Source organism: Herbaspirillum sp. WGmk3 (assembly GCF_023952535.1).
GTDB lineage: Bacteria > Pseudomonadota > Gammaproteobacteria > Burkholderiales > Burkholderiaceae_D > Herbaspirillum > Herbaspirillum huttiense.
In genome coordinates this window covers 58,999-82,030 of record NZ_JAKYWT010000006.1, presented here as the reverse complement: position 1 = coordinate 82,030, position 23,032 = coordinate 58,999, and the positions used below count along the sequence as shown (strand labels likewise).

Here is a 23,032-nt window from a genome sequence, read left to right as displayed (position 1 = left end):
TCACATCAGCGCATCACTGCGTCAATTGCCGATGCCTCAGAATCCCAGCGTACGTCCATCCGGATTGCGGGGATCCGAGAAGCCGTCAAAGCCATCCGGACGGATCTGGATGGTCTGGGTACGGCCCATGGAAGGCTGCACGCTGATCTTCTGGCCCTTGTCCTGCAGGATCTTGAGCGTATCGGCGGACAAGCCCTTTTCCACGCGCAGCTGGTCCGGTGCCCACTGGTGGTGGATGCGCGGCGTGATGGTGGCTTCGGCCACGTTCATGTCGTGGTCGATCACGTTGAGGATGGTCTGCAGGGTGGTAGTGATGATGCGGCTGCCACCCGGGCTGCCGGTGACCAGGAAGGGCTTGCCATCCTTGAGCACGAAGGTCGGCGACATCGACGACAGCGGACGCTTGTAGGGACCGACCGCGTTGGCGTCGCCACCGATGAGCCCGAACGCATTGGGCACGCCCGGCTTGGCGGCGAAGTCATCCATCTCGTTGTTCAAGGTGATGCCGGTACCGGTGGCGACGATGCCGCTGCCGAAGTTCAGGTTCAGCGTGTAGGTGGTCGCCACCAGGTTGCCGTCCTTGTCGGCCACCGAGTAGTGGGTGGTCTGGTCGCTTTCATACGGCTGCGGCTGGCCCGGCTTGATCTCGGTGGAGGGCGTGGCGCGGTCCGGGTTGATCTTCTTGGCCAGCTCGTCGGCATAGGCGCGCGAAGTCAGGCCCTTGACCGGGACCTTGGTGAAATCCGGATCGCCCAGGTATTCGGAGCGGTCGGCATAGGCCAGCTTCATGGTTTCGGCCATCAGGTGGATGGTCTGCGCGCTGTCGGCACCGTATTGCTTCAGGGGATAGCGTTCCAGGATGTTCATCATCTGGATGATGTGCACACCGCCCGAGCTCGGCGGCGGCATCGACATGACCTGGTAGCCGCGATAGTTGCCGGAGACCGGCACGCGTTCGACGACCTTGTAGTTCTTCAGGTCCTCGGCGGTGATGAGGCCGCCGTGCTTGTCCATCTCGGCCACGATCTTCTTGGCGATGGCACCGTCATAGAAGGCCTTCGGACCTTCCTTGGCGATCAGGCGCAGCGACTTGGCCAGGTCCTTCTGAACCAGCATTTCGCCTTCCTTCAGCGGACGGCCTTCCTTGAAGAAGATGGCCTTGGACGAATCCCACTGGCCCAGGTGTTCGCGCTCGGCCGAGAGGATCAGTGCCAGGCTGCGGCTGACCGGGTAACCCTTTTCGGCCAGTTCGATGGCCGGCTGGATCACCTGCGACAGCTTCATCGTGCCGTACCTGGAGAGCGCATGCGACAGGCCCGCCACGGTGCCGGGCACGCCCACGGCCAGGTGGGTATAGAGCGAACGGCCGGGCACCACGTTGCCCTTGTCGTCCAGGTACATGTTGCGGGTGGCGCGCTGCGGGGCCATCTCGCGGAAGTCCAGCGCCACGTTCTTGCCGGTCTTGGCGTCGTGGATCATCATGAAACCGCCACCGCCGATGTTGCCCGCATTGGGCAGCACCACGGCCAGGGCAAAGCCCACTGCCACGCCGGCGTCGACGGCATTGCCGCCCTTCTTGAGGATATCCACGCCGACCTTGGTGGCCAGCTCCTGCTCGGTGGCCACCATGCCGTGCTGGCTGTGGACCGGGCTGATGATGTCATAGGTCAGGTCGTACTTGACGACCGGGGCCGACGGCGCTGCCGTCTGGGCCGAGGCCGGCAGGAAGGCCAGCGCGCCGCACAGCGGCAGCAGGGCCATGGCGGCGGGTTTGCAAAGACCGGTGAATGTCTGCATGAGGGTTGCTCCTGGTGATCTGGACTTGGTTATCTGCATATTATTTATAGAAATGCCGTCCGCGCTGCTGCATCCCTGCATCAGCCTATTGCTGTGCTGCTGCATTCTTGCAGAGCAGAACGACACCGGGAGATTGTAGAGAATGGCAATTTTCTGTCCAGAGCCGGGAGCCGGCGATGGATGGATTATTGGCGCCGATTCGTCCACGGATGCGTGGGATGCAGGCGCGAACGTAAATGCATACGCAATCGCAAACGCTCGCTCAGGTACTCTCGCGCAGCGCCAGCTCGAAGCCCAGGTCCAGGCGGCCTTTGGGAATGTCCTCGCCCTTGAGCTGGCGCACCAGCATCTCGGCCGATTTGTAGCCGATGTCGTAGCGCGGCGTGACTACGGTAGTGATGGAAGGGGTGGCGCAAGCCGCCCAGGACAGATCGTTGAAACCGGCAATGGCCATCTCGCGCGGCACGCTGATGCCCTGGCGCTGGCATTCGAACAGCGCGCCCAAGGCCAGGTCATCATTGCAGCAGAACACGGAATCGCATTCCGGATGCTGTTCCAGCACCCGCCGCAGCAGTTGCGCGCCCATGTCGACGGTGGTCGGCTCGGGCAGCAAGACTTCGATCTCCGGCTTGATGCCCGCTTCCAGCAAGCCTTTGCGGAAGCCCTCACGGCGCTTCATCATGCGCGGGTCGAGCTGGGCCGCCAGGAAAGCCGGGCGCCGGTAGCCGCGTTCGACCAGATGGCGGGCCACCGCATGCCCGGCACGTGTCTGCGAGAAGCCCACCGAGAAATCATGCTGGCTGCGCCCCAGGTCGAACATGCGCACCGCCGGGATATCCCGGCTGCCGGGACGGGCCTGCAGGATGTCGTGCTGCTCGCTGCTGGAAAGGAGGAAACCGGCCGGCGCATGGGCCAGGTAGGTGGCGATGAGCTGCTCTTCCTTGGCGCGCACGTAACCGGTCTCGCCGATCAGGAACTGGTAGCCGGCACCGGCCAGGTAGTCACGAATACCGGAAAGCGTCTCGATGAACACCGCATTGGTCAGCGACGGCACCAGCACCGCGATTACCTGCGAGCGCGCCGAGGCCAGCGTCGAGGCCGCCTGGTTGGGCACATAGCCCAGGCGATCGATGGCTTCCAGGATGCGCTGGCGCGACTGTTCCTGCACCAGGCCGGGATTTTTCAGCGCACGGGACACCGTCATCGGGCTCACCCCGGCCTCGGCCGCCACGTCGATGATGGTGACGCGCCCGGTGGCACGGCTACCGCGCACGGCGGGTGGGGCTTTGGGCTTGGACTTGGGTGCTGCGCGCTGGGTCATGGATGCGGAGGAGGGCGGTCATTCAGGGTGGCGACATGATACCTGCTTGCGGGGCCCTCTTGGCATGCAGGAAGTCCTTTCGGGTATTTCCGCAAAACAATTTATATCGCACCGGCGCCCGCTCAACTCCCGCTTCTGACGCACCGCAACACAACAAGTGTTTGACCCGCGCAAAATGTTAGCGTTATCATCGCGCCCCATGTTAACGCTAACATCTGAACCTCCGGGCACACGGCGGCGGAGCTGGCGGCGGCATACCACACTCAGGAACGGAACTCAGTGCAGCCCTCGTGGGTTCCTCAATAAAACACTACGCAGATAGTGCAGATGCCCGTGCCTTCTCCAGGAGAGGCCGCAGGAGACGCTCGCCCTGGCGCCATGCGCGGGGCCGCGCTGCTGCGCTGAACCAGGGATCGTGCGCCATCGGCTATCGGCAATCGGAGATCCCATGCTGGGCATGAGCCACGACGCTACCTTGCTGTTCAATGCAGTCATTGCGATCCTTGCGCTGATCCTCATGATCACGCGCCTGCGCATCCATCCCTTCATCGCCCTGACCATCACATCGGGCTTCCTCGGCTTGATCTCGGGCATGCCGCTGCCCGAGATCGTCAAGTCCTTCCAGGACGGTTTCGGCGGCGTGCTCGGTTTCGTCGGCATCGTGCTGGGCCTGGGGACCATGCTGGGCAAGCTGATGGCCGAGTCCGGCGGCGCTGACCAGATTTCCCAGACGCTGGTGCGCGCCTTCGGCCGCGAGCGCGTGCACTGGGCCATGATGATGGGGGCCTTCCTGGTTGGCATTCCCCTGTTCTTCGAGATCGGCTTCGTGCTGCTGATCCCGCTGGTGTTCATCGTGGCGCGCCGTTCCGGCGTGCCGCTGTTCAAGATCGGCATGCCCATGCTGGCCAGCCTGTCGGTGATGCACGGCCTGGTGCCGCCGCATCCGGGCCCGCTGCTGGCCATCGGCATCTTCGGTGCCGACATCGGCAAGACCATCTTCTATGGTCTGCTGGTGGGCCTGCCGACGGTCATCATCGCCGGCCCGCTGTTCGGTGCCTTCATTTCGCGCTACGTCGACATCAAGCCCTCCGAGGAACTGATGGCGCAACTGGCGCGCGAACCGCAGACCACCAACCTGCCGGGCTTCACCACCACGCTGGTGACGGTGCTGCTGCCGGTGTTCCTGATGCTGCTCAAGACCTTCGTCGACGTCACCCTGCCGGAAGGCCACGCCGTGCGCGACCTGATGGACTTCATCGGCAACCCCATCGTGGCCCTGCTGGCGGCACTGCTGCTGGCGATCTGGACCTTCGGCATCGCCCGTGGCTTCAGCCGCCAGCAAGTGCTGAAATTCGTGGACCAGAGCCTGGCCCCGACCGCGGCCATCGTGCTCATCATCGGTGCCGGCGGCGGCTTCAAGCAGATGCTGGTGAACTCCGGCGTGGGCACTGCCATTGGCCAGCTGGCCGTGCATGCGCAGATCTCGCCGTTGCTGCTGGCCTGGTTCGTAGCTGGCGTGATCCGTGTGGCCACCGGTTCGGCCACCGTCGCCACCATCACCGGTGCCGGCATCGTCGCGCCGCTGGTGGCGCTGATCCCCGGCACCAACAAGGAATTGCTGGTGCTGGCCACCGGGGCCGGTTCGCTGATCCTGTCGCACGTCAACGATGCGGGCTTCTGGCTGGTCAAGGAATACTTCAACATGAGCGTCGGTGAAACCTTCAAGACCTGGACGGTGATGGAAACGCTGATCTCGGTTGTTGCTATCATCTTCATCATGTTGCTCAACCTGGTCGTCTAAGACTGATCGCAACGCCCGGCTGGTCCGGGCGTCTTGCTTTGTTTGTTAAGGAAACTGCATATGTCCTCTTCCGCACCCTACATGCTCGGCGTCGATATCGGCACCACCAGCACCAAGACCGTGGTCTTCACGCTCGATGGCAAGGTGGTCGCCCAGCATGCAGAGGAATACCCGGTCCTCTGTACCGAACCGGGCATGGCGGAACAGGACCCGGAACAGATCGTCGCGGCCGCGCTGGCTTCCATCGCCGGTGCCGTCAAGGCCGCCAAGGCTGCGCCGCAGGAGATTGCGCTGCTGTCCTTCAGCGCCGCCATGCACAGCGTCATCGCGCTGGATGCCGACAATCGCCTGCTCTCCAACAGCATCACCTGGGGCGATATCCGCGCCTCGGTCTGGGCCGAACGCATCAAGCACGAGCACGACGGCAATGCCATCTATCGCCGTACCGGCACCCCCATCCACCCCATGTCGCCGCTGAGCAAGCTGATGTGGATGCGGCATGAAAAGCCGGAGGTCTTCCATCAGGCCGCGCGCTTCGTCGGCATCAAGGAATACCTGCTGTATCAGCTCTTCGGCCAGTGGGTGGTGGATCACTCCATCGCCTCGGCCACCGGCATGTTCAATCTGCGCGAGCTGGCCTGGGACCAGGGCGCGCTGGAATTGCTGGGCGTACGTGCCGAGCAGTTGCCCACACCGGTCCCGACCACGCACCGCCTGCCGGCCCTGTCGCCGGAGATGGCGCAGCGCATGGGGTTGTCGGTGGAGACGCCCTTCATCATCGGTGCCAATGACGGCGTGCTGTCCAACCTGGGTGTGAACGCCATTGAGATCGGCCATGTGGCCGTGACCATCGGTACGTCCGGTGCCATGCGGACCGTGATCGATGAGCCGCTGACCGATCCGCATGGCCGCCTGTTCTGTTATGCACTGACCGAAAAACACTGGGTGGTCGGCGGCCCCGTCAACAACGGCGGCAACATCTTCCGCTGGGTGCGCGATGAGCTGGCCACCGCCGAAGCGGCTGCTGCGCGTGAGGAAGGCGTCGATCCCTACGAGGCACTGACCCGCATCGCCGAGAAGGTGCGGCCCGGTGCCGAAGGGCTGCTGTTCCATCCCTTCATGGCCGGCGAGCGCGCCCCGCTGTGGAATGCCGACCTGCGCGGCTCCTTCTTCGGCCTGGCCCTGCATCACGGCAAGCACCACATGATCCGCGCTGCGCTCGAAGGGGTGATCTTCAACCTCTACAGCATCCTGCCGGCGCTGGAAGAACTGGTTGGCCCGACCAAGCGCATGATGGCCACCGGCGGCTTCGCCCGCTCGGCCCTGTGGCGACAGATGATGGCCGACATCTTCAACCGTGAAGTGGTGGTGCCGGAGAGCGTGGAATCGTCCTGCCTCGGCGCGGCCGTGCTGGGCGCGTGGGCGCTGGGCCTGCTGCCGTCGCTGTCGGTGATCTCGGGTATGGTCGGCTCCACCAATCATCACGCTCCCGAGGCCGAGGCGGTCGCCGTCTATGGCCGCCTGCAACCCATCTTTGCCGCCATTCCGGCCAAACTGGAGGCGGAGTATCACGCCATCGCCGCCTTCCAGCGCGAGACCGGAAAGCAGCACTGAGTCCTGTTTTGTGCCATCACGGGCAGGGCAGGGTTTGACAACGAAATTTCCGACAAGAAGAAAGAGACCACATGACCATCAAGACCACCCCGTTGCCCGCAGGTTTGCAGGGCTTTTCCCTCGAAGGCAAGCTGGCCCTGATCACCGGTTCTTCCGGTGGCATCGGCCTGGCGCTGGCGCGCGGCATGGCCCAGGCGGGCGCTGCCATCGTGCTCAACGGACGCGATGCCGGCAAGCTCGCCACCGTCGCGGCGCAATTGCGTGCCGAGGGCCACACCATTCATGAAGCCAGCTTCGATGCCACCGTCAATGACGAGGTCAAGGCGGCGGTGCAGAAGATCGAAAGCGAGATCGGTGCCATCGGCATCCTGGTCAACAACGCCGGCATCCAGCGCCGCAATCCGCTGGAAGAGTTCAAGGAATCGGACTGGCACGATCTCGTCAATACCAACCTGAACAGCGTCTTCTATGTGGCCCAGGCCGTGGCACGCCACATGATCCCGCGCGGTGCCGGCAAGATCATCAACATCTGTTCGGTGCAGAGCGAACTGGGCCGTCCCAACATCGCCCCCTATACCGCCACCAAGGGGGCGGTGAAGATGTTCACCAAGGGCATGGCCATCGACTGGGGCAAGTACGGCCTGCAGGTCAACGGCCTGGGTCCCGGCTACTTCAAGACCGAGATGAACATGGCCCTGGTCAACGATGCCAAGTTCACCGACTGGCTGGTGGGCCGCACCCCGTCGCGCCGCTGGGGCGATGTGGAAGACCTGGTCGGTGCTGCCGTGTTTCTGGCCAGCGACGCGTCACGTTTCGTCAATGGCCACATCCTCTACGTGGACGGCGGCGTGACCGCTACCTTGTAAATCATTTAGCTCATTTCGGAGATACACATGCAACAAGGCCTCGTCATCCATGCACCGCACGACCTGCGCATTCAGTCGCTGGAGTCCGCCCCGCTGCAACCGCAGCAACTGAAGGTCAAGGTCAAGGCCGGCGGCATCTGCGGTTCGGACCTGCACTACTATCACCACGGCGGTTTCGGCGTGGTGCGCATCAAGGAACCGATGGTGCTGGGCCATGAAGTCTCGGGCCAGATCGCCGAAGTGGGTTCGGCCATCACCGACATCGCACCCGGCACCCGCATCGCCATCTCGCCCAGCCGCCCCTGCGGCGTGTGCAAGTACTGCCAGGAAGGCAAGCAGAACCATTGCCTGGACATGCGCTTCTACGGCAGTGCCATGCGCACCCCGCACGTGCAGGGTGCGTTCCGTCAGGAAATCATCATCGAACGTGCGCAGGCCCACATCGTGGCCGATCATGTCACGGATGGCGAAGCGGCCATGGCCGAGCCGCTGTCGGTGGCGCTGCATGCGGTGCGCCGCGCCGGTCCGCTGGTGGGCAAGCGCGTGCTGGTGACCGGCTGTGGTCCTATCGGCGCGCTGGTGGTGGTGGCCGCGCGCCGCGCCGGTGCACTGGAAGTGGTGGTCACCGATGTCGCCAGCATGCCGCTGCAAGCGGCCCTGCAGGTGGGCGCGGACCGTGCCATCAACATGGCCGAGACGCCCGATGCCTTGAAGGCCTATGCCGTCGACAAGGGGACCTTCGATGTGCTCTTCGAAGCCAGCGGCAATGAACGGGCGCTGGTGGGGGCGCTGGAAGCGCTGCGTCCGCAAGCCGTCATCGTGCAGGTCGGCCTGGGGGGCGACATCCAGTTCCCGGCCAATCTGCTGGTGGGCAAGGAGCTGGACTGGCGCGGCGCGTTCCGCTTCCATGAAGAGTTCGCCATGGCGGTGGAGCTGATGAACCGCAAGCTGGTGGACGTGAAGCCCTTGATCACGGCGACCTATCCCATCGCCCAGGCGGTGGAAGCCTTCGAGATCGCCGGTGACCGCTCCAGGATGATGAAGGTGCAGATCAGTTTCGACTGAGCATCAGGCGGGCGGACGGTCTCTGTGGCCTCCGCCAACGCTCCTGCATCGCTGATGCCGCCCGCTTCATTGCCGGGCGGCATTTTTTTTGCCCGCCGCGCAAACGTTTGTCCGACAGTGATGGACAAGCGTTACCGCCCGCTATAATTGCGTTGCCAAATCTGCATGGGGCCTGGCTGAGGGGCGGGCACCATTTCATGCAGCCACCGTATTACCTCTGGGGGGAGGAAACCATGTCCAGGCCTGGGCTTCGTACGCTGACCGTCGGTCAGCGCCTGTCGGTGCTGATCCTGCTGGCCTTGCTGGGGCTGGTCGCAACAGCGGCCGTCAGTTTGCGTCAGATCGAAAACGTTTACCATGCGGCCAATTACGCGACGGTTAATACCGTGCCCAGCGTGACCACGCTCGATGATGCGCAGGCGGCCTTCAATGCCGTCCAGGGGCGCATCTACCAATACCTGGTCAATCCCGATCCGCTCGACCGCACGCGTCTGCTCAAGGAGATTGAGACGCAACGCGCACGCCTGAACCGGCATCTCAAGACCTACGCCGAAGCGTATGTCACTGACGAGACCGATGGTCTCATGCTGGCCGATGACCAGGCGCGCATCGTCGCCTTCGACGAGGTGGTGCGGCGACTGTTGAAGGTGTCCGATGAGGACCGCATCGAGGACAGTTTGCCGCAGGCGATCCTGGAGTTCCGCGCCAGCATTGATGCCGTGCAGGTGACCTTCGGCCGTCACCGTTCCTACAACATCGCGCTGGGTGATGCCAGTGCACTCAGTGCGCGCGAAATGATCAGCGATGCGCTGCAGACGGTCAGCCTGCTGGCGGGCGGGATCATGCTGGTTCTGCTGGGGGCCGGCTGGCTGCTCACGCGGACGCTGTTGCGCCAGATGGGCGGCGAACCGGGGGATGTGGTGACGGTGATGCAGCGCTTGTCCGATGGTGACCTGGTGCAGCAGATCAGCGTGAAGGCACGCTACCGCGACAGCATGATGCACGCCATCCAGAAGATGATGGAGCGTCTCTGCCTGGTGGTGAGCGAGGTCCGTGGCAATGCCGAGGGGCTGGTCAGCACCGCCGAGGAGGTCAGCGCCACCGCGCAATCCTTGTCGCGCGCCTCCACCGAGCAGGCTTCCGGCGTCGAACAGACCAGTGCGGCGCTGGAGCAGATCCACGCCTCCATCCTCAGCACCTCGCAGAATGCCCGGCTGACCGACCAGATCGCTGCGGCCGCTGCCATCGAGGCGCGCGCCTGCGCCGCTACCGTCAAGCAGATGGTGGAGGCCATCCAGCAGATCGCCGGCAAGATTGTCGTCATCGACGACATCGCCTACCAGACCAACCTGCTGGCGTTGAATGCCACCATTGAAGCAGCGCATGCCGGTGAGCATGGCTCCGGCTTCGCGGTGGTGGCCGCCGAAGTGCGCCGGCTTGCCGAGCGCAGCCAGTCGGCCGCGCAGGAGATCGACGAGGTCGCGCGCAGCAACGTCGCCCTGGCCTGCGCCGCCGAGCGCCAGCTCAACGACATGGTGCCGACCATTGCGCGCACCTCGGCGCTGGTGCAGGAAATCGTCCACTCCTCGGAGAGCCAGTCGGCGGCGGTCAGCCAGATCAGCCAGGCGGCCAGCCAGCTGGCCCAGGTGATCCAGCAGAACTCGCTCAGTTCGGAGGAACTGGCCGTGACCTCGGAAGAACTCAACCGGCGCGCCGTGCTGTTGCAGACCACGGTAAGTTTCTTCCAGTGCCAGCTGGTGCGCGGCATGCAGCCCCGGCTGGCATAGGCCAGGTGCCGTTGTCTTGACGGGAGATTTTCGTGAGGGCTGGTGAGAGCTCGTGAGGATGCCGTCGCGCAGCGTTGCCGGACGGTGTTTTCTTTTGCAGCGGATGAGAGGACAGCGCGGCCCCGATTGACAAGCCTGGTCGCCGACGATAATTTCATCGACAGCTCTGCAGCGCGCAGCAGCGAGGGGAGCGCGCCAACAACGCAGCCACAGCCTTGCCTCTGGGGAGAGGAATCATGTCCAGGCCCGGGTTTCGTTTGCTGACCGTCGGTCAGCGCTTGTTCGTGCTGATCCTGCTGGCGTCGATGGGGCTGGTGGCGACCGCCATCGTCAGCTTGCGCCAGATCGGCAATGTCTATGAGGCGGCCAGTTACGCACAGGTCAATACGGTGCCCAGCGTGACCACGCTGGACGATGCCCAGGCCGCCTTCAACGCCATGCGCGAGCGCGTCTACTTCTACCTCATCAACCTCGATCCGGCGGACCGTGCCCGCCTGGTGCAGGAGATGGATCAGCTGCGCGCGCGCATGAACGGGCATCTCAAGACCTATGGCGATGCCTACATCTCCGATGAGACCGACGGCGCCATGCTGGCCGAAGTGCATGCCCGCATTGCGGGTTTTGAGGAGGTCCGCAACCGCTTGCTGGTGGAGAGCGGAAGGAGCCTGGTCCATGACAGCCATACTGCGCTCGGCCTGGAATTTCGCACCGCCATCGACAGCGTGCAAGCCAGCTTTGCGCGCCATCGTTCCTACAACGTCGCACTGGGTGAGGCCAGCGCATTGAGTGCGCGCGAGATCATCAGCCATGCGCTGGAGTCGGTGGCTGTCGTGGCGGGCGCTGTATTGCTGGTGTTGCTCGCTGCGGGCTGGCTGCTCACGCGCACCTTGCTGCACCAGATGGGAGGCGAGCCGGGCGAGGTGGTCACGGTCATGCAGCGGCTTTCCGACGGCGATCTGTTGCAGCAGATCCGGCTCAAGCCCGGCTGTGCCGACAGCATGATGCACGCCATCCGCAAGATGGTCGAGCGCCTGGGGCGGGTAGTGGCCGAGGTGCGCGGCAACGCCGAGGGCATGGCCGAGACCGCTGCCGAAGTCAGCGCCACGGCCCAATTGCTGGCCACGGCGGCCACCGAGCAGGCCAGCGGCGTGGCGCAGACCAGCTCGGCCCTGAGCCAGATCCATGCCGCCATCCTCACCACGGCGGACAATGCCCGCCTGACCGACCAGATCGCTGCGGCCGCTGCCGTGGAGGCGCATCAGTGCGCGGATACGGTGGGTGAAATGGTCGCGGCGATCCAGGTGATTGCCGGCAAGATCGCCATCATCGATGACATCGCCTATCAGACCAATCTGCTGGCGCTCAATGCCACCATTGAAGCCGCCCATGCCGGGCAGCATGGTGCCGGTTTTGCCGTGGTGGCGGGTGAAGTGCGGCGTCTGGCCGAACGCAGCCAGGCTGCCGCGGAAGAGATCGACCAGGTCGCACGTGATCACACGGTCCTGGCCAGCCGGGTCGAACGGCAGCTCGGCGACATGGTGCCGACCATCGCCCGCACCTCGGCGCTGGTGCAGGAAATCGTGCAGTCGTCGGAGCAGCAATCGGCCGCCGTCAGCCAGATCAGCGCCGCGGCCAGCCAGCTGGCGCAGATTGTTCAGCAGAACTCGATCAGTTCCGAAGAACTGGCGGCGACCTCCGAGGAACTCAATCGCCGTGCCACGACCTTGCGTTCCTCGGTCGGTTTCTTCCAGTGCCAGCTGGCGCGCGGCATGCAGGCCAGCCTGGCTTAGGGCTTGAGCAGCACCTTGATCGAATCCATCGAGTCGGCCATCTTGATGGCGGCTTCCCATTCAGAAAGGGCATAGTTGTGCGTCACGATGCCGCGTGAGGTCACCAGGCCCCGCGCCAGCAGGTCGATGGCGATGGGATAGCAGTCTCCGCTGAGGTGCGCGCCGCGCAAGTCCAGTTCCTTTTCCTCACCGATGATGGACCAGTCGACCGTGGTATCGCGGCCAAAGACGCTGAACTCCACGAAGCGGCCCAGCTTGCGGATCATGTCCAATCCTTGCGTCACGCCGGCGGGCGCGCCGGTGGTCTCGATGTAGACATCGCAGCCATATTGGCCGGTGGCTTCACGCACGATCTTCTGCGCATCCTCGCGGCCCGGATTGATGACGATATCGGCCCCGTATTCACGTGCCAGTTGCAGGCGCTGGTCGGAGAGGTCGATGACGATCAGTTTCTTCGGTGTCTTGAGGTGCGCCACCTGGACCATCAGCAAGCCCAGCGTGCCCGCACCGGCAATCACCACCACGTCATCGAGCTGGATGTCGCCCCGGTTGACGGCATGGATGGCGCAGGACAGCGGTTCGGTCACGGCGGCATCTTCGAATGAGATGTGCTCGGGAATCTTGTGGATCACCGCCCGCGCTGACAGCCGCATGTAGTCAGCCATGCCGCCCTCGGCCACCTGGCGCTGGAAGCCGTAGACATCATGCACCTCGCACATCCAGCGATAGCCGGTCTTGCAGTAGCGGCACTTGCCGCAAGGCACGATCTGTTCGGCGATCACCCGGTCGCCCATGGCCACGCCGTGGTGCTCGGCTGCGCCCGGTCCCATCTCTACCACATGGCCCCAGAATTCATGGCCGGGAATCACCGGTGGCTTGACATAGGAGGGCTTGTTCTTGACCTCGTCGCCCCAGAAGCGCGCGGCACCGGCGAAGCACTTGCAGTCACCGGCACAGATGCCGCACGAGGCGATCTTGATGATGACCTCATTGGGACCGGCCGCCGGCCGCTTGACCCGTTGCAGGCGATAGTCGCGTGGTGCGTGGCAGACCACGGCCAGCATGTCGTCGTCATGGAAATGCATGATGGGATGTCCTTTGCTTGGGGATTAGTGGGGCAGGCCGGCCTGCAGCGATTTGGCCAGGCTGCCGAGGATCAGCGCGCAGGAACAGGCACCGGCATCGAGCACGCCGATGGAACGCTCCCCCAGCCGGCTGGCGCGGCCGACGCGGGCCTGCAGGGCGCGGGTCGAATCGCGGCCGGTGTCGGCAGCGTGCTGCATGGCCTGCAGGCAGGCGGCGAAGGGCAGGTCGCGGCCCAGTGCGAGGCGGAAGGCGTCGCGTGCCGGGATCAGGCTGTCCATCAGGGTCTTGTCGCCGACCTTGGCTTCGCCGATGGCCTGCACGGCGGCAATGCCCTCGTCCAGGGCCTTCAGGAACAGCTGGCGGTCCAGTGTGGGCTGGCCTTCCAGCACCGTGCTCATGACCATGAAGAAGCTGCCGTAGAGCGGACCCATGGAACCGCCGATGCCTTCCATCAGGGTGATCGAAAGCGTATCGAAGGCCGCCGCCAGCGAGGTTTCAGGATCTTGTTTGAGACGTTCACCGCACAGGCTGAAACCCTTGCTCATGTTGATGCCGTGGTCGCCATCCCCGATCGCACCATCGACTTCGCTCAGCCAATCGCGGTGCTGGTTGATGGTCGACACCAGATCCTGTACCACCCAGGCAGCCTGGCGCATGTCGAATCCGGAGTTCATGGCTGGCCTCCCTGGCGCAGGCCGATACTGTCGCAGGGGGCGGCCAGGCATTGGTCCAGCTGCGCATCCAGGCGCATCAGGGTCAGCGTCACCCCCATCATTTCCAGCGAAGTGAAGAGATTGCCCACGAAGCTGTGCGCTACCTGCAGACCGGCTTCGCGCAGGCCATCGGCGACATCGGCATAGAGGATGTATTGCTCCATGAGTGGTGTGGCCCCCAGGCCCGAGAGCAGTACGGCGACCTTGTCGCCACGAGTGAAGGGCAGATCGGGCAGCAGCTTGTCCAGCATCAGGCGCGCCATGTCGCGCGCTGGAACCACGGCCTGCACCGATACACCCGGCTCGCCGTGATGGCCGATACCGACTTCCATCTCGCCATGCTTGATCGTGAAGTTGGCCTTGCCGACCGCCGGGATGGTGCAGGCCGACAGGCCGATGCCGATGGAGCGCGTGTTGTCGATGGCTTTTTGCGCGGCCTGTATCACTTCATCCAGCGTGCCGCCTTGCGCGGCCACCGCACCTCCGGCTTTCCACATCAGGATTTCACCGGCCACGCCGCGCCGCTTGCCGGGCTGGTCGGGCGGTGCCGAGGCGGCGTCGTCATTGGCCACCACGGTACGCACCTGGATGTCGGCGCGTTCGGCCAGTTTGATGGCCATCTTGACGTTCATGTTGTCGCCGGCGTAGTTGCCATACAGGCAGGCGATGCCCTGGCCGCCATGGGCGAGCTGGAAGGCGTCCATGAAGGATTTTGCGGTGGGTGAGGAAAACACTTCACCCACGGCCACGGCATCGACCAGACCCTGGCCGACGTAGCCGAGAAAGGCCGGTTCATGGCCGGAGCCGCCGCCGGTGACGATGCCCACGCGGCCCGGCGTGCCGGCGCTGCGATGGCGCAGTACGCGCGGATTGTCAGGGTGGGCGGACAACCCGGGGTGCGCGGCCAGCACGCCGCGCAGCATGTCCTCGACGACCAGGTCGGGGTTGTTGACGATGCGATTGAGAGTCATGAATCAGTCCTTGGAAAAACGTCGGTCCACTGCAAAAACAAAGCGTCAGGTCACGGTGTAGCCGCCATCGATGAGGATGTTCTCGCCCGTGATCATGGCCGCCTGCGGGCTGGCCAGATAGGCCACCAGATGCGCCACTTCGTCGGGCTGGGCGAAGCGGCCCACGGGTATGCGCGCCCGCATCGCCACCCCCACCGCGCCGGCCCAGGCCTGCTTGCCCAGTTCGGTTTCCACCACCGTCGGTGAAATGGCATTGGCGGTAATGCCGTGGCGCGCCCATTCCAGCGCCAGCACGCGCGTCAGCGCCACCAGTCCGGCCTTGCTGGCACAGTAGGCGGCATGCCGCTCCAGCGCCACCACGCTGGCCTGCGAGGCGAGGTTGATGATGCGTCCGCCCTGCTGGCGCTGCATCAGCGGAAACACCGCCTGCGCCAGCAGGAAGGGGGCCTTCAGATTGAGGGCCATGGTGCGCTCCCAGTCGGCGCAGGTGGCCGATTCGGCCTCCTGCAACAAGGCCACGCCGGCATTGTTGACCAGCACGTCAATGCGTCCGTAGTGCTGTTCGACCTGAACGATGGCGCGGCCGATGGCGGCTTCGTCGCAGACATCGAGCACCAGGCCCAGGTGCGCGTGGTCCGGCCCGAGCTGTCGGGCCAGCTGCAGCACGGCATCGCTGCGGTCCACCAGCACCAGCCGGGCACCGCAGCGCGCCAGCAGCTGGCTGGTGGCCAGCCCGATGCCGGCGGCAGCCCCCGTGACCAGGGCCACGCGTCCGGAAAAATCATGCGGCCGCGTCATCGCATCGGCAGACAGGGCTGCGCTCATTTCTTGACCTTTTTCAGGAAGGCATCGGCATTCTCCGGGGTGATGGTGGTCCAGGGCACGGTATAGGATTTCTCGGTGCCGCCCTTCCAGGGAAGCTTGTCGCCGTACTCGGTCCAGATCGTCGAGCGCGGCTGGTAGGACGGCCCCTTGATGGCCCGCAAGGCCACATCCAGCGCGCCTTGCGCCTGCGCCTGGGCATCCTGGAACTGGGTCACCATCTCGCCGCGCTTGACGGCGGCAATGGCATCGGCAATGCCATCGATGCCGACCACCGGGATGGTCTTGGGATCGATGCCCTTGGCCTTGATGGCCTGCAGTGCCCCCAGCGCCTCATCATCGTTCTGCGCCAGCACGCCCTTGATCTGGCCGGGATGGGCGGTGAGCCAGTTTTCCATCAGCGCCATCGATTCCGCGCGCGACCAGTTGCCGGTCTTGCGGGCCAGCACCTTGACGTCCTTGTTGCGCGCCAGCACTTCATCGTTGCCACGCGCACGCTCGATCTGCGCGGACTGGCCGATGGGTCCTTCGATCATGACGATGTTGCCCTTGCCGCCGATGGCCTTCATCAGCGCTTCCGCTTCGAGGCGGCCGGCCACCACGTCATCGTTGCCCACGTAGGACGTCAGCACATCGCCCTGCACCCGGGTATTGGAGCCGATCACCGGGATGCCGGCCTTGACCGCCTTCTGCACCGGTGCCGCGCCGGCCTTGAGGTCGATGGGCACGAAGATGATGGCGTCATACTTTTGCAGGATCATCGTGTCGAACTGGTTGCTCTGGGTGAGGGCGTCGTAGTTGCCGTCGAAGACGGTGACCTGCACGCTGCCATCCTGTACCGCCGGATGGGCTTTGAGCTGATTGCTCCACATCTGCATGAATTCGCCCTTGAGACCGTAGACGGCCGCGCCGATGCGCAGGGGCTTGTTCTGGGCGCTGACGCCGGTGGCCACGGCCATCAGCAGCAGGCTGGCGAGGGTTTTCTTGATCATGAATCGTCTCCGTGTGAGTTGTTGTGGGACTTCAGTTTTTCTTGCGCGAGGAATCCAGCAGGACAGCGCCGACGATGATCACGCCCTTGATGACTTGCTGGTAGTAGGAAGACACGCCGAGCAGGTTGAGCCCGTTGTTGATGACGCCGATCAGCAGCGCACCCACGACGGTCCCGCCCAGGGTGCCGGTGCCGCCCGAGAGCGAGGTGCCGCCGATGACCACGGCAGCGATCGCATCGAGTTCATAGGACACGCCCGCCTGCGGCAGCGCCGCCGTCGTGCGTGCGGCCAGCAGGACGCCGGCCAGCCCGGCCAGCAGGCCGCTGATGACGTACACCGCGAAGTAGACCTTGCGGGTATCGATGCCGCTGGTCTTGGCGCTGCGCGCATTGCCGCCGACCGCATAGATGTAGCGGCCATAGACGGTGAAACGCAGCACGAACCACGACACCGCGATGACCACGCCGAAGATGACGATGGGCACCGGCACGTGCAGGATCTGTCCGCCACCGATGGACAGCAGGCCCGGCGGCAGGTCCGAGACCGGCATGCCGTCGTTGTAGATGTAGGTGGCACCGCGTGCGGCGCTCAGCATGCCCAGCGTGGCCACGAAAGAAGGCACGGCCATGCGCGCCACCAGCAGGCCGCTGATGGCACCCAGCCCGGCACCTGCGCCCAGTCCGGCCAGCACTGCGACCGCAGGCGGATAGCCGCCACCGGTCGCCAGCCACGCCGTGACCATGCCGGAGAAGGCCAGCAGCGCACCGACCGACAGGTCGATGCCGCCGGTCAGCACCACATAGGTCATGCCGATGGCGAGGATGCCGTTGATGGAGGTCTGGCGCAGGATGTCGGTCCAGTTTTCCAGCGTCATGAAATACGGCGTGGCCAGCGAGAGCGCGATGCACAGCACGATCAGGGCCGCCAGCACACCGTAGCGCGCATAGGCCTGGCGCAGGCTGGTGAAGGAGGGCGAGGCCAGCCGGCCGGCGGAGAGGGAAGTGGGTTTGGTCATCATGGGTTTGTCATGGATCGTCGGTGGATCGTCATCGGGATACATCTCACGGATATCGCAGACGGCTGCTCCACGGCAGGCACGCACTGCGTCCCGCGCTTACGAGGCCAGGTGCAGCAGTTCTTCCTGCGTGGTGGCATGCGCATCGACCACTTCCACCACGCGGCCGCGCTTGAAGATGGCGATGCGGTCGCACAGGTCGAGGATTTCCTGCGCTTCGGAAGACACCACCAGGGCGGCACCGCCGTCCTGCACGAAGCGGTCGATCAGCTGGTACACCTCGCGCTTGGCACCTTCATCGATGCCGCGCGTGGGTTCGTCGCACAGCAGGCAACGTGGCTGGGTCGAGAGGCAGCGCGCCAGCACCACCTTCTGCTGGTTGCCGCCGCTCATGGACGAGACCGGCAGATGCGGTGAACTCACCTTGATCTGCAGGCGCTGGATCATCTGCCGCACCAGCGTATCGACGCGGCTGCGCCGGATCAGCGGCAGGCGCGACATGCGCCGGTAGGCGGCCAGCACGATGTTGTCCTGGATCGAGGCGCACAGCACCAGTCCGCTGTCCTTGCGGTCTTCGGTCACCAGTGACAGACCAGCGGCGATGCTGGCCGCGGGCCGGCCTGCGGGCAGGGGCCGCTGCCGCAGCGTGACGGCCCCCTGGTCGGGCCGGGTCAGGCCATAGATGCAATTGAGGTATTCGCTGCGGCCCGAGCCCATCAGGCCATAGATGCCGACCACTTCGCCCGCATGAACCTGCAGCGAGACTTGGTCGAATTCCCCTTGGCGGCCCAGTGCTTCGGTCGACAGGATCGCCTCGCCACCCTGGCGACGGCGGCGCTCCTGCACCTGCAGCGTGCGGCCGACGATGGCCTTGACCAGGCTGGCGCGATCGATGTCGCCGATCAGGCCGGTCTCGACGAAGCGGCCGTCGCGAAAGACCGTGTAGCTGTCGGCGATCTGGAAAATTTCGGAAAGACGGTGCGACACGTAGATGATGCCGGCGCCTTGTGCGGCCACGCTGCGGATGGCGCGGAACAGGACTTCGGTCTCCTTCTCGCCGATGGCCGAGGTGGGCTCGTCCATGATCATCACGTCGCAGTCGTGGCTGAAGGCCTTGGCGATTTCCACCAGTTGCACCTGGGCCAGGCTCAGGTCCTGCATGCGAGCGCGCGCATCGACCTGGAATTGGAGGCGATCCAGCAGCGCCTGCGCCTGCCGTTCCATGGCGCGGGTGTTGACGCAGAGCCCTGCCACGCGGGGCTCGCGGCCGAGGTAGAGATTTTCTGCCACGCTCATGCCGGGGATGGGCGAGAGCTCCTGCGTGATTATGGCGATGTGGTGCTGCAGGGCTTCGGCCGGCGAATGGAAATCCACCGGCTGGCCCTTGAGGCGGATCTCGCCGCCATCCCGCCGCAGCAGGCCCATGATGATGGCCAGGAAGGTCGATTTGCCGGCACCGTTGCCGCCGCACAGCGCATGCACGCTGCCGCGCTTCAACTGCAGGCGTCCGTCGGCCAGCGCCACGACCTCGTGGAAGGACTTGCTCACTCCATGTGCTTCCAGCAAAAGCTCTGCCATGGCTGTCTCCATACATGCGCTGGTCAAATGTCCAGCGATGGGTAAATGTTTGTTGTGAGCCCATCATTGCAAAGAATTTTTTTGCTGTCAATGCTCATTTGCTCATCGCTTTAAATAACTTTTTCTTCTGTTTTGCGGTGCAATAATGCATTTACGAGGTATTAAAGCTGAATTACTGCAGTTTTTGTGGCGTGCAGAACACTTTTGCATTAGTCTCTTGATGAACAAATGCTCTTCGGTGAATAATTATTCTGGCCGAGCATGAGCAAGGCAGTTCATCGTCACCAGGAGACAAGGATGAAAATAGGTATCGGATGCGACGAAGCGGCGTATGTGCTCAAGGAGGTCATCAAGGCCCATCTGGCGGGAAAGGGCCTTGACGTGGTGGACTTCGGCACCCATGATACGGAGCCCGTGATTTACCCCGACATCGCCTTTGCGGTGGCCGAACAGATCCGGCAAGGGGCGATCGGCCGCGCCGTCCTGCTGTGCGGCACGGGGATCGGCATGGCGATCTCGGCCAACAAGGTGCCGGGGGTGCGCGCGGCGCAATGCCACGACACTTATTCCGCCGAACGGGCCAGCAAGAGCAATGACGCCCAGATCATCACCCTGGGCGCACGCGTGGTCGGGAGCGAACTGGCCAAGGCCATCGTCGATACCTGGCTGGCGGCGGAGTTTTCAGGTGGGCGCTCGACCGAAAAGCTGGAGCGCATCAAAGAGTATGAACATCATTTGCACAATACCAAGCGCCCATAGGCGCAGCGCTTCCGGGTGCAAGCCGGCAGCGACGCAGAGGCAAACGCAAGCCAAGGGGGGAATCCATGTCCATGGATGAATTGACGCGTCTGGCCACGCTGTATTACGTCGACGGCCTGACGCAGCAGGAGCTGTCGGAGCGCTTTTCGATTTCACGCGCCTCGATTGCGCGCATGCTCAAGCGGGCGCAGGACGAGGGCATCGTGGAAATCCGCGTGCGCCATCATCCGGGCCAGACCATCGAGCTGGAACACGCGCTGATGCAGCGTTTCGGCATCGAGCGTGCGCTCATCTCGGTCAGCCACAACGACCAGGACCGCCAGCGCGCCATGCTGGCCGGCCTGGTGGCCAATCACCTCGACCGCAGCCTGACCGATGACAGCATCGTGGCCGTCGGCATCGGGCGCAACATCAATGCGGTGTCCGAACACGCGGTGTCCAACACGCGGCGCAGCGCCACCTTCGTCTGTGGTATCGGTGGTTACTATCGTGGTGGCGAAGCGATGAACTCCGATCACATCTGCCGTCGCCTGGCCTCGCGTTTCGGTGGCGACAGTGAAACGCTGTATGCCCCGGCACTGGTCAACAATGCGGCCATGCGCGATGCGCTGCTGGCCAACGATGCGGTCCGTCCCACGCTGGACAAGGCGCGCCGCGCCCACGTCGCACTCATTGGGGTGGGCGATATTCATGAAGACAGTCCGATGGTACGCATGGGCTGGTTCTCGCCCCAGGAAATCCTGGAGCTCAAGCGCCATGGTGCGGTAGGCGACATGATGGGCTACGACTTCATCAACATCCAGGGCGAACCCATCCGCACGGAGACGCACTCGCGCGTCATCGGCCTGACGGTGGATGACTTGCGGCGCATTCCCGACGTCATTGCGGTCGCCAGCGAAAGCGGCAAGGCCAGCGCCATGCTGGGCGCGCTGCGTACCGGCACCATCAAGACGCTGGCCACGACCGACAGCATTGCGCATACGCTGCTCACGCTGGAAGAAGCGACCAGAAAGAACGCCGCGTGAGCTGAATCGAAGGATTCCATTGCGCAATGAAGAAGGCCGCATCGTGCAGACGATGCGGCCTTCTTTTTTGGATCACGTTCGTGGACAAGGCGCCGCTGCGCCGTTCTCCTTAACGCAATGCGTCGACGATCTGCTCCAGCTTCACTGCATCAGCCGCGAACTGGCGGATGCCTTCGGCCAGTTTTTCGGTGGCCATCGCATCGCCGTTCAAGGCCAGGCGGAAGGCTTTTTCGTCCAGGGAGATGCGCTCGATATTGGCGGCATCCGCCGCTTCCTTGCTCAGCTTGCGCTCGACCGGGCCATCGGTGTCGGCCAGCTTCTGCAGCAGGTCCGGGCTGATGGTCAGCAGATCGCAACCGGCCAGCTCGACGATCTGCGAGGTATTGCGGAAGCTGGCACCCATCACTTCAGTGGCGTAGCCGAACTTGCGGTAGTAGTTGTAGACCGCCTTGACCGACTGCACGCCCGGATCATCGCTGCCGGTGTAGTCCTGGCCGGTGGACTTCTTGTACCAGTCATAGATGCGGCCGACGAAGGGCGAGATCAGCTGGACACGGGCTTCGGCGCAGGCAATGGCTTGCGGCAGCGAGAACAACAGGGTCAGGTTGCAGCGGATGCCATCCTTTTCCAGAATCTCGGCGGCACGGATGCCTTCCCAGGTGGAGGCGATCTTGATGAGCACGCGCTCGCGGGCAATGCCGGCTTCTTCGTACAGGCGGATCAGTTCGCGGCCCTTGGCGACAGTGCCTTCGGTGTCGAAGGACAGGCGTGCATCGGTCTCGGTGGAGACGCGGCCGGGGATCAGCTTCAGGATTTCCAGGCCGAAGGCGATCAGCAGGCGGTCGATGATCTCATCGGTGCTCTTGCCGGTGTGGGCCTTGACGACCGATTCCAGCAGCGGCTTGTACTCGGCCTTCTGCACGGCCTTGAGGATCAGCGAGGGATTGGTGGTGGCGTCCTGCGGGGCGAAGGCCTTCATCGCCTGGAAGTCGCCGGTATCGGCCACGATGGTGGTGTACTGCTTCAACTGGTCAAGCTGGCTCATGGAAAGTCCTGTTGCTAAAGAGAATGAAGGGGACAACGGCATTGTACGCATTGGCGCTGCGCTGTCTGTCGGTCAATGACTGATCCTTGATCCGTCGCAGTCCTCTCAACGGAAGAAGGAATCGAATTGCATGTCGAATTTCTGCAGCGATTTCTGGGCGTTCTGCATCTTCTTGCGGAATTCCGGTCCGCGTCGCAGGGCCAGGCCCACGGCGAGGATGTCGATCACCACCAGGTGCGCCAGGCGCGCCGAGATGGGCGTATAGGGATCGATGTTGAAGGACAGATCGATGGGCACCAGCACCGTCGCCAGTTCGGCCAGCGGTGTACCGGACGGGCCCAGCACGATGATGTCGGCACCGCCCTTGCGGGCCAGCTGGATCGAGCGCAGCAGGGCGGCATTGCCGCCACGCTGCGAGATCGCCACCACGCAGTCGCCGGCCTTGAGCAGCGAGGCTGCAATGCTGTGGATGTGCGGGTCGGAGTAGGCCACCGTGGGTACGCCCGAGCGGAAGAACTTGTGCTGGGCGTCGTTGGCCACGATGCCGGAGGTCCCCTGGCCGTAGAACTCGATCTTGTTGGCGCGCGCCAGCACGTCCAGCGCCAGCTGGATCGCATCCGGGTTCAGGTGGTTGCGCAGATCCAGCAGCGTGTTGATGGAGCGGCTGCAGATCTTGTTGACCAGGTCGGCGGCGAGGTCATCCTGCGCCAGCGTTTCATCCGCACCGGGCAGGGCCAGTGCCAGGCTCTGCGCGAGCTTCAGCTTGAAGTCGTGCCAGCCCTCGTAACCGATGGCGCGGCAGAAGCGGATCACGGTCGGTTCCGAGACTTCCGCATTCTTGGCCAGCGCCGTCAGGTTCTCCGCCAAGGCCAGCTGCGGATTGGCGAGGATGGTGGCCGCCACTTTCTTCTCCGACTTGGAGAGGGAGTTGATGTGGGTGCGGATGGAATCAAGCAGCATGGACATGGCAGTGGCCTGATGACGC

Annotated in this window: 19 protein-coding genes; 8 read left to right on the top strand and 11 right to left on the bottom strand. The window is 64.1% G+C overall.

What is annotated here, in order from left to right; genetic code table 11:
- Window positions 1–36: 36 nt before the first annotated feature.
- Both ggt and MKD49_RS21675 read right to left on the bottom strand, forming a co-directional pair.
- A complete protein-coding gene (gene ggt, locus MKD49_RS21680; protein WP_209532103.1) occupies window positions 37–1,797 on the bottom strand; it encodes a gamma-glutamyltransferase in 1,761 nt (586 codons plus the stop codon).
- A 262-nt stretch (window positions 1,798–2,059) separates the two neighbouring features.
- Window positions 2,060–3,118, bottom strand: a complete 1,059-nt coding sequence (locus MKD49_RS21675; protein WP_209532101.1) for a LacI family DNA-binding transcriptional regulator — start codon at window positions 3,116–3,118, stop codon at window positions 2,060–2,062.
- A 448-nt stretch (window positions 3,119–3,566) separates the two neighbouring features.
- Between MKD49_RS21675 and MKD49_RS21670 the strand changes: the two genes are divergently transcribed.
- The 6 genes from MKD49_RS21670 to MKD49_RS21645 all read left to right on the top strand — a co-directional run bounded on the left by MKD49_RS21670 (window position 3,567) and on the right by MKD49_RS21645 (window position 12,041).
- The gene (locus MKD49_RS21670; protein WP_252697333.1) at window positions 3,567–4,919 is read left to right on the top strand and encodes a GntP family permease; all 1,353 of its coding nucleotides are present in this window, start codon (window positions 3,567–3,569) and stop codon (window positions 4,917–4,919) included.
- Between the two features lie 60 nt (window positions 4,920–4,979).
- A complete protein-coding gene (gene gntK, locus MKD49_RS21665; protein WP_252697332.1) occupies window positions 4,980–6,533 on the top strand; it encodes a gluconokinase in 1,554 nt (517 codons plus the stop codon).
- A gap of 71 nt (window positions 6,534–6,604) precedes the next feature.
- Window positions 6,605–7,399 carry an SDR family NAD(P)-dependent oxidoreductase gene (locus tag MKD49_RS21660; protein WP_252697331.1) on the top strand — a complete coding sequence of 265 codons (795 nt, stop codon included), beginning with the start codon at window positions 6,605–6,607 and terminating at the stop codon, window positions 7,397–7,399.
- A gap of 27 nt (window positions 7,400–7,426) precedes the next feature.
- Window positions 7,427–8,464 carry an L-idonate 5-dehydrogenase gene (locus MKD49_RS21655; protein ID WP_034334063.1) on the top strand — a complete coding sequence of 346 codons (1,038 nt, stop codon included), beginning with the start codon at window positions 7,427–7,429 and terminating at the stop codon, window positions 8,462–8,464.
- Between the two features lie 233 nt (window positions 8,465–8,697).
- Window positions 8,698–10,251, top strand: coding sequence for a methyl-accepting chemotaxis protein (locus tag MKD49_RS21650; protein ID WP_252697330.1), 1,554 nt, complete (start codon window positions 8,698–8,700; stop codon window positions 10,249–10,251).
- A gap of 236 nt (window positions 10,252–10,487) precedes the next feature.
- Window positions 10,488–12,041, top strand: a complete 1,554-nt coding sequence (locus MKD49_RS21645) for a methyl-accepting chemotaxis protein (RefSeq protein ID WP_252697329.1) — start codon at window positions 10,488–10,490, stop codon at window positions 12,039–12,041.
- Here the strand turns inward: MKD49_RS21645 and MKD49_RS21640 are convergent.
- From MKD49_RS21640 to MKD49_RS21610, 7 genes are all read right to left on the bottom strand, one after another.
- Entirely contained in the window at window positions 12,038–13,126 is a 1,089-nt protein-coding gene (locus tag MKD49_RS21640) for an alcohol dehydrogenase catalytic domain-containing protein (RefSeq protein ID WP_034334064.1), read from the bottom strand. The genes MKD49_RS21645 and MKD49_RS21640 overlap by 4 nt on opposite strands.
- Before the next feature lie 24 nt (window positions 13,127–13,150).
- Complete coding sequence (gene dhaL / locus MKD49_RS21635) at window positions 13,151–13,801, bottom strand: dihydroxyacetone kinase subunit DhaL (protein WP_252697328.1); 651 nt, start codon at window positions 13,799–13,801, stop codon at window positions 13,151–13,153.
- Window positions 13,798–14,811, bottom strand: coding sequence for a dihydroxyacetone kinase subunit DhaK (locus tag MKD49_RS21630; protein WP_121044236.1), 1,014 nt, complete (start codon window positions 14,809–14,811; stop codon window positions 13,798–13,800). The genes dhaL and MKD49_RS21630 overlap by 4 nt, the downstream gene beginning before the upstream one ends.
- 45 nt (window positions 14,812–14,856) lie before the next feature.
- Window positions 14,857–15,636 (bottom strand): GolD/DthD family dehydrogenase, encoded by a 780-nt coding sequence (locus tag MKD49_RS21625; protein WP_252697327.1) that lies wholly within the window; start codon window positions 15,634–15,636, stop codon window positions 14,857–14,859.
- Window positions 15,633–16,622, bottom strand: coding sequence for a substrate-binding domain-containing protein (locus MKD49_RS21620; protein ID WP_371925506.1), 990 nt, complete (start codon window positions 16,620–16,622; stop codon window positions 15,633–15,635). The genes MKD49_RS21625 and MKD49_RS21620 overlap by 4 nt, the downstream gene beginning before the upstream one ends.
- A gap of 34 nt (window positions 16,623–16,656) precedes the next feature.
- Window positions 16,657–17,643: an ABC transporter permease gene (locus MKD49_RS21615; RefSeq protein WP_034340050.1), complete on the bottom strand. Its 987-nt coding sequence runs from the start codon at window positions 17,641–17,643 to the stop codon at window positions 16,657–16,659.
- A 96-nt stretch (window positions 17,644–17,739) separates the two neighbouring features.
- Complete coding sequence (locus MKD49_RS21610; RefSeq protein WP_252697326.1) at window positions 17,740–19,218, bottom strand: sugar ABC transporter ATP-binding protein; 1,479 nt, start codon at window positions 19,216–19,218, stop codon at window positions 17,740–17,742.
- 297 nt (window positions 19,219–19,515) lie between these two features.
- Here MKD49_RS21610 and rpiB point away from each other — a divergent pair, with 297 nt between their 5' ends.
- Together rpiB and MKD49_RS21600 are read left to right on the top strand one after the other, a co-directional pair.
- Window positions 19,516–19,977, top strand: coding sequence for a ribose 5-phosphate isomerase B (gene rpiB, locus MKD49_RS21605; protein WP_121044227.1), 462 nt, complete (start codon window positions 19,516–19,518; stop codon window positions 19,975–19,977).
- 65 nt (window positions 19,978–20,042) lie between these two features.
- Complete coding sequence (locus tag MKD49_RS21600; RefSeq protein WP_121044224.1) at window positions 20,043–21,002, top strand: sugar-binding transcriptional regulator; 960 nt, start codon at window positions 20,043–20,045, stop codon at window positions 21,000–21,002.
- 109 nt (window positions 21,003–21,111) lie between these two features.
- On the opposite strand, the gene tal is transcribed toward MKD49_RS21600, so the two are convergent.
- Window positions 21,112–22,047, bottom strand: coding sequence for a transaldolase (tal, locus tag MKD49_RS21595; protein WP_252697325.1), 936 nt, complete (start codon window positions 22,045–22,047; stop codon window positions 21,112–21,114).
- A 105-nt stretch (window positions 22,048–22,152) separates the two neighbouring features.
- On the bottom strand, window positions 22,153–23,007 hold the full coding sequence (locus MKD49_RS21590) for an SIS domain-containing protein (RefSeq protein WP_034310514.1): 855 nt from the start codon (window positions 23,005–23,007) through the stop codon (window positions 22,153–22,155).
- Window positions 23,008–23,032: the final 25 nt, after the last annotated feature.

Bases quoted from the DNA above. Each gene is read 5' to 3' on its own strand.
- gntK (WP_252697332.1), top strand. From the start codon at position 4,980: ATGTCCTCTTCCGCACCCTACATGCTCGGCGTCGATATCGGCACCACC.
- MKD49_RS21600 (WP_121044224.1), top strand. From the start codon at position 20,043: ATGTCCATGGATGAATTGACGCGTCTGGCCACGCTGTATTACGTCGAC.
- MKD49_RS21610 (WP_252697326.1), bottom strand. From the start codon at position 19,218: ATGGCAGAGCTTTTGCTGGAAGCACATGGAGTGAGCAAGTCCTTCCAC.
- MKD49_RS21645 (WP_252697329.1), top strand. From the start codon at position 10,488: ATGTCCAGGCCCGGGTTTCGTTTGCTGACCGTCGGTCAGCGCTTGTTC.
- MKD49_RS21655 (WP_034334063.1), top strand. From the start codon at position 7,427: ATGCAACAAGGCCTCGTCATCCATGCACCGCACGACCTGCGCATTCAG.
- MKD49_RS21660 (WP_252697331.1), top strand. From the start codon at position 6,605: ATGACCATCAAGACCACCCCGTTGCCCGCAGGTTTGCAGGGCTTTTCC.
- MKD49_RS21590 (WP_034310514.1), bottom strand. From the start codon at position 23,007: ATGCTGCTTGATTCCATCCGCACCCACATCAACTCCCTCTCCAAGTCG.
- MKD49_RS21630 (WP_121044236.1), bottom strand. From the start codon at position 14,811: ATGACTCTCAATCGCATCGTCAACAACCCCGACCTGGTCGTCGAGGAC.
- MKD49_RS21670 (WP_252697333.1), top strand. From the start codon at position 3,567: ATGCTGGGCATGAGCCACGACGCTACCTTGCTGTTCAATGCAGTCATT.
- MKD49_RS21650 (WP_252697330.1), top strand. From the start codon at position 8,698: ATGTCCAGGCCTGGGCTTCGTACGCTGACCGTCGGTCAGCGCCTGTCG.
- ggt (WP_209532103.1), bottom strand. From the start codon at position 1,797: ATGCAGACATTCACCGGTCTTTGCAAACCCGCCGCCATGGCCCTGCTG.
- dhaL (WP_252697328.1), bottom strand. From the start codon at position 13,801: ATGAACTCCGGATTCGACATGCGCCAGGCTGCCTGGGTGGTACAGGAT.
- MKD49_RS21615 (WP_034340050.1), bottom strand. From the start codon at position 17,643: ATGATGACCAAACCCACTTCCCTCTCCGCCGGCCGGCTGGCCTCGCCC.
- tal (WP_252697325.1), bottom strand. From the start codon at position 22,047: ATGAGCCAGCTTGACCAGTTGAAGCAGTACACCACCATCGTGGCCGAT.
- MKD49_RS21625 (WP_252697327.1), bottom strand. From the start codon at position 15,636: ATGAGCGCAGCCCTGTCTGCCGATGCGATGACGCGGCCGCATGATTTT.
- MKD49_RS21675 (WP_209532101.1), bottom strand. From the start codon at position 3,118: ATGACCCAGCGCGCAGCACCCAAGTCCAAGCCCAAAGCCCCACCCGCC.
- MKD49_RS21640 (WP_034334064.1), bottom strand. From the start codon at position 13,126: ATGCATTTCCATGACGACGACATGCTGGCCGTGGTCTGCCACGCACCA.
- rpiB (WP_121044227.1), top strand. From the start codon at position 19,516: ATGAAAATAGGTATCGGATGCGACGAAGCGGCGTATGTGCTCAAGGAG.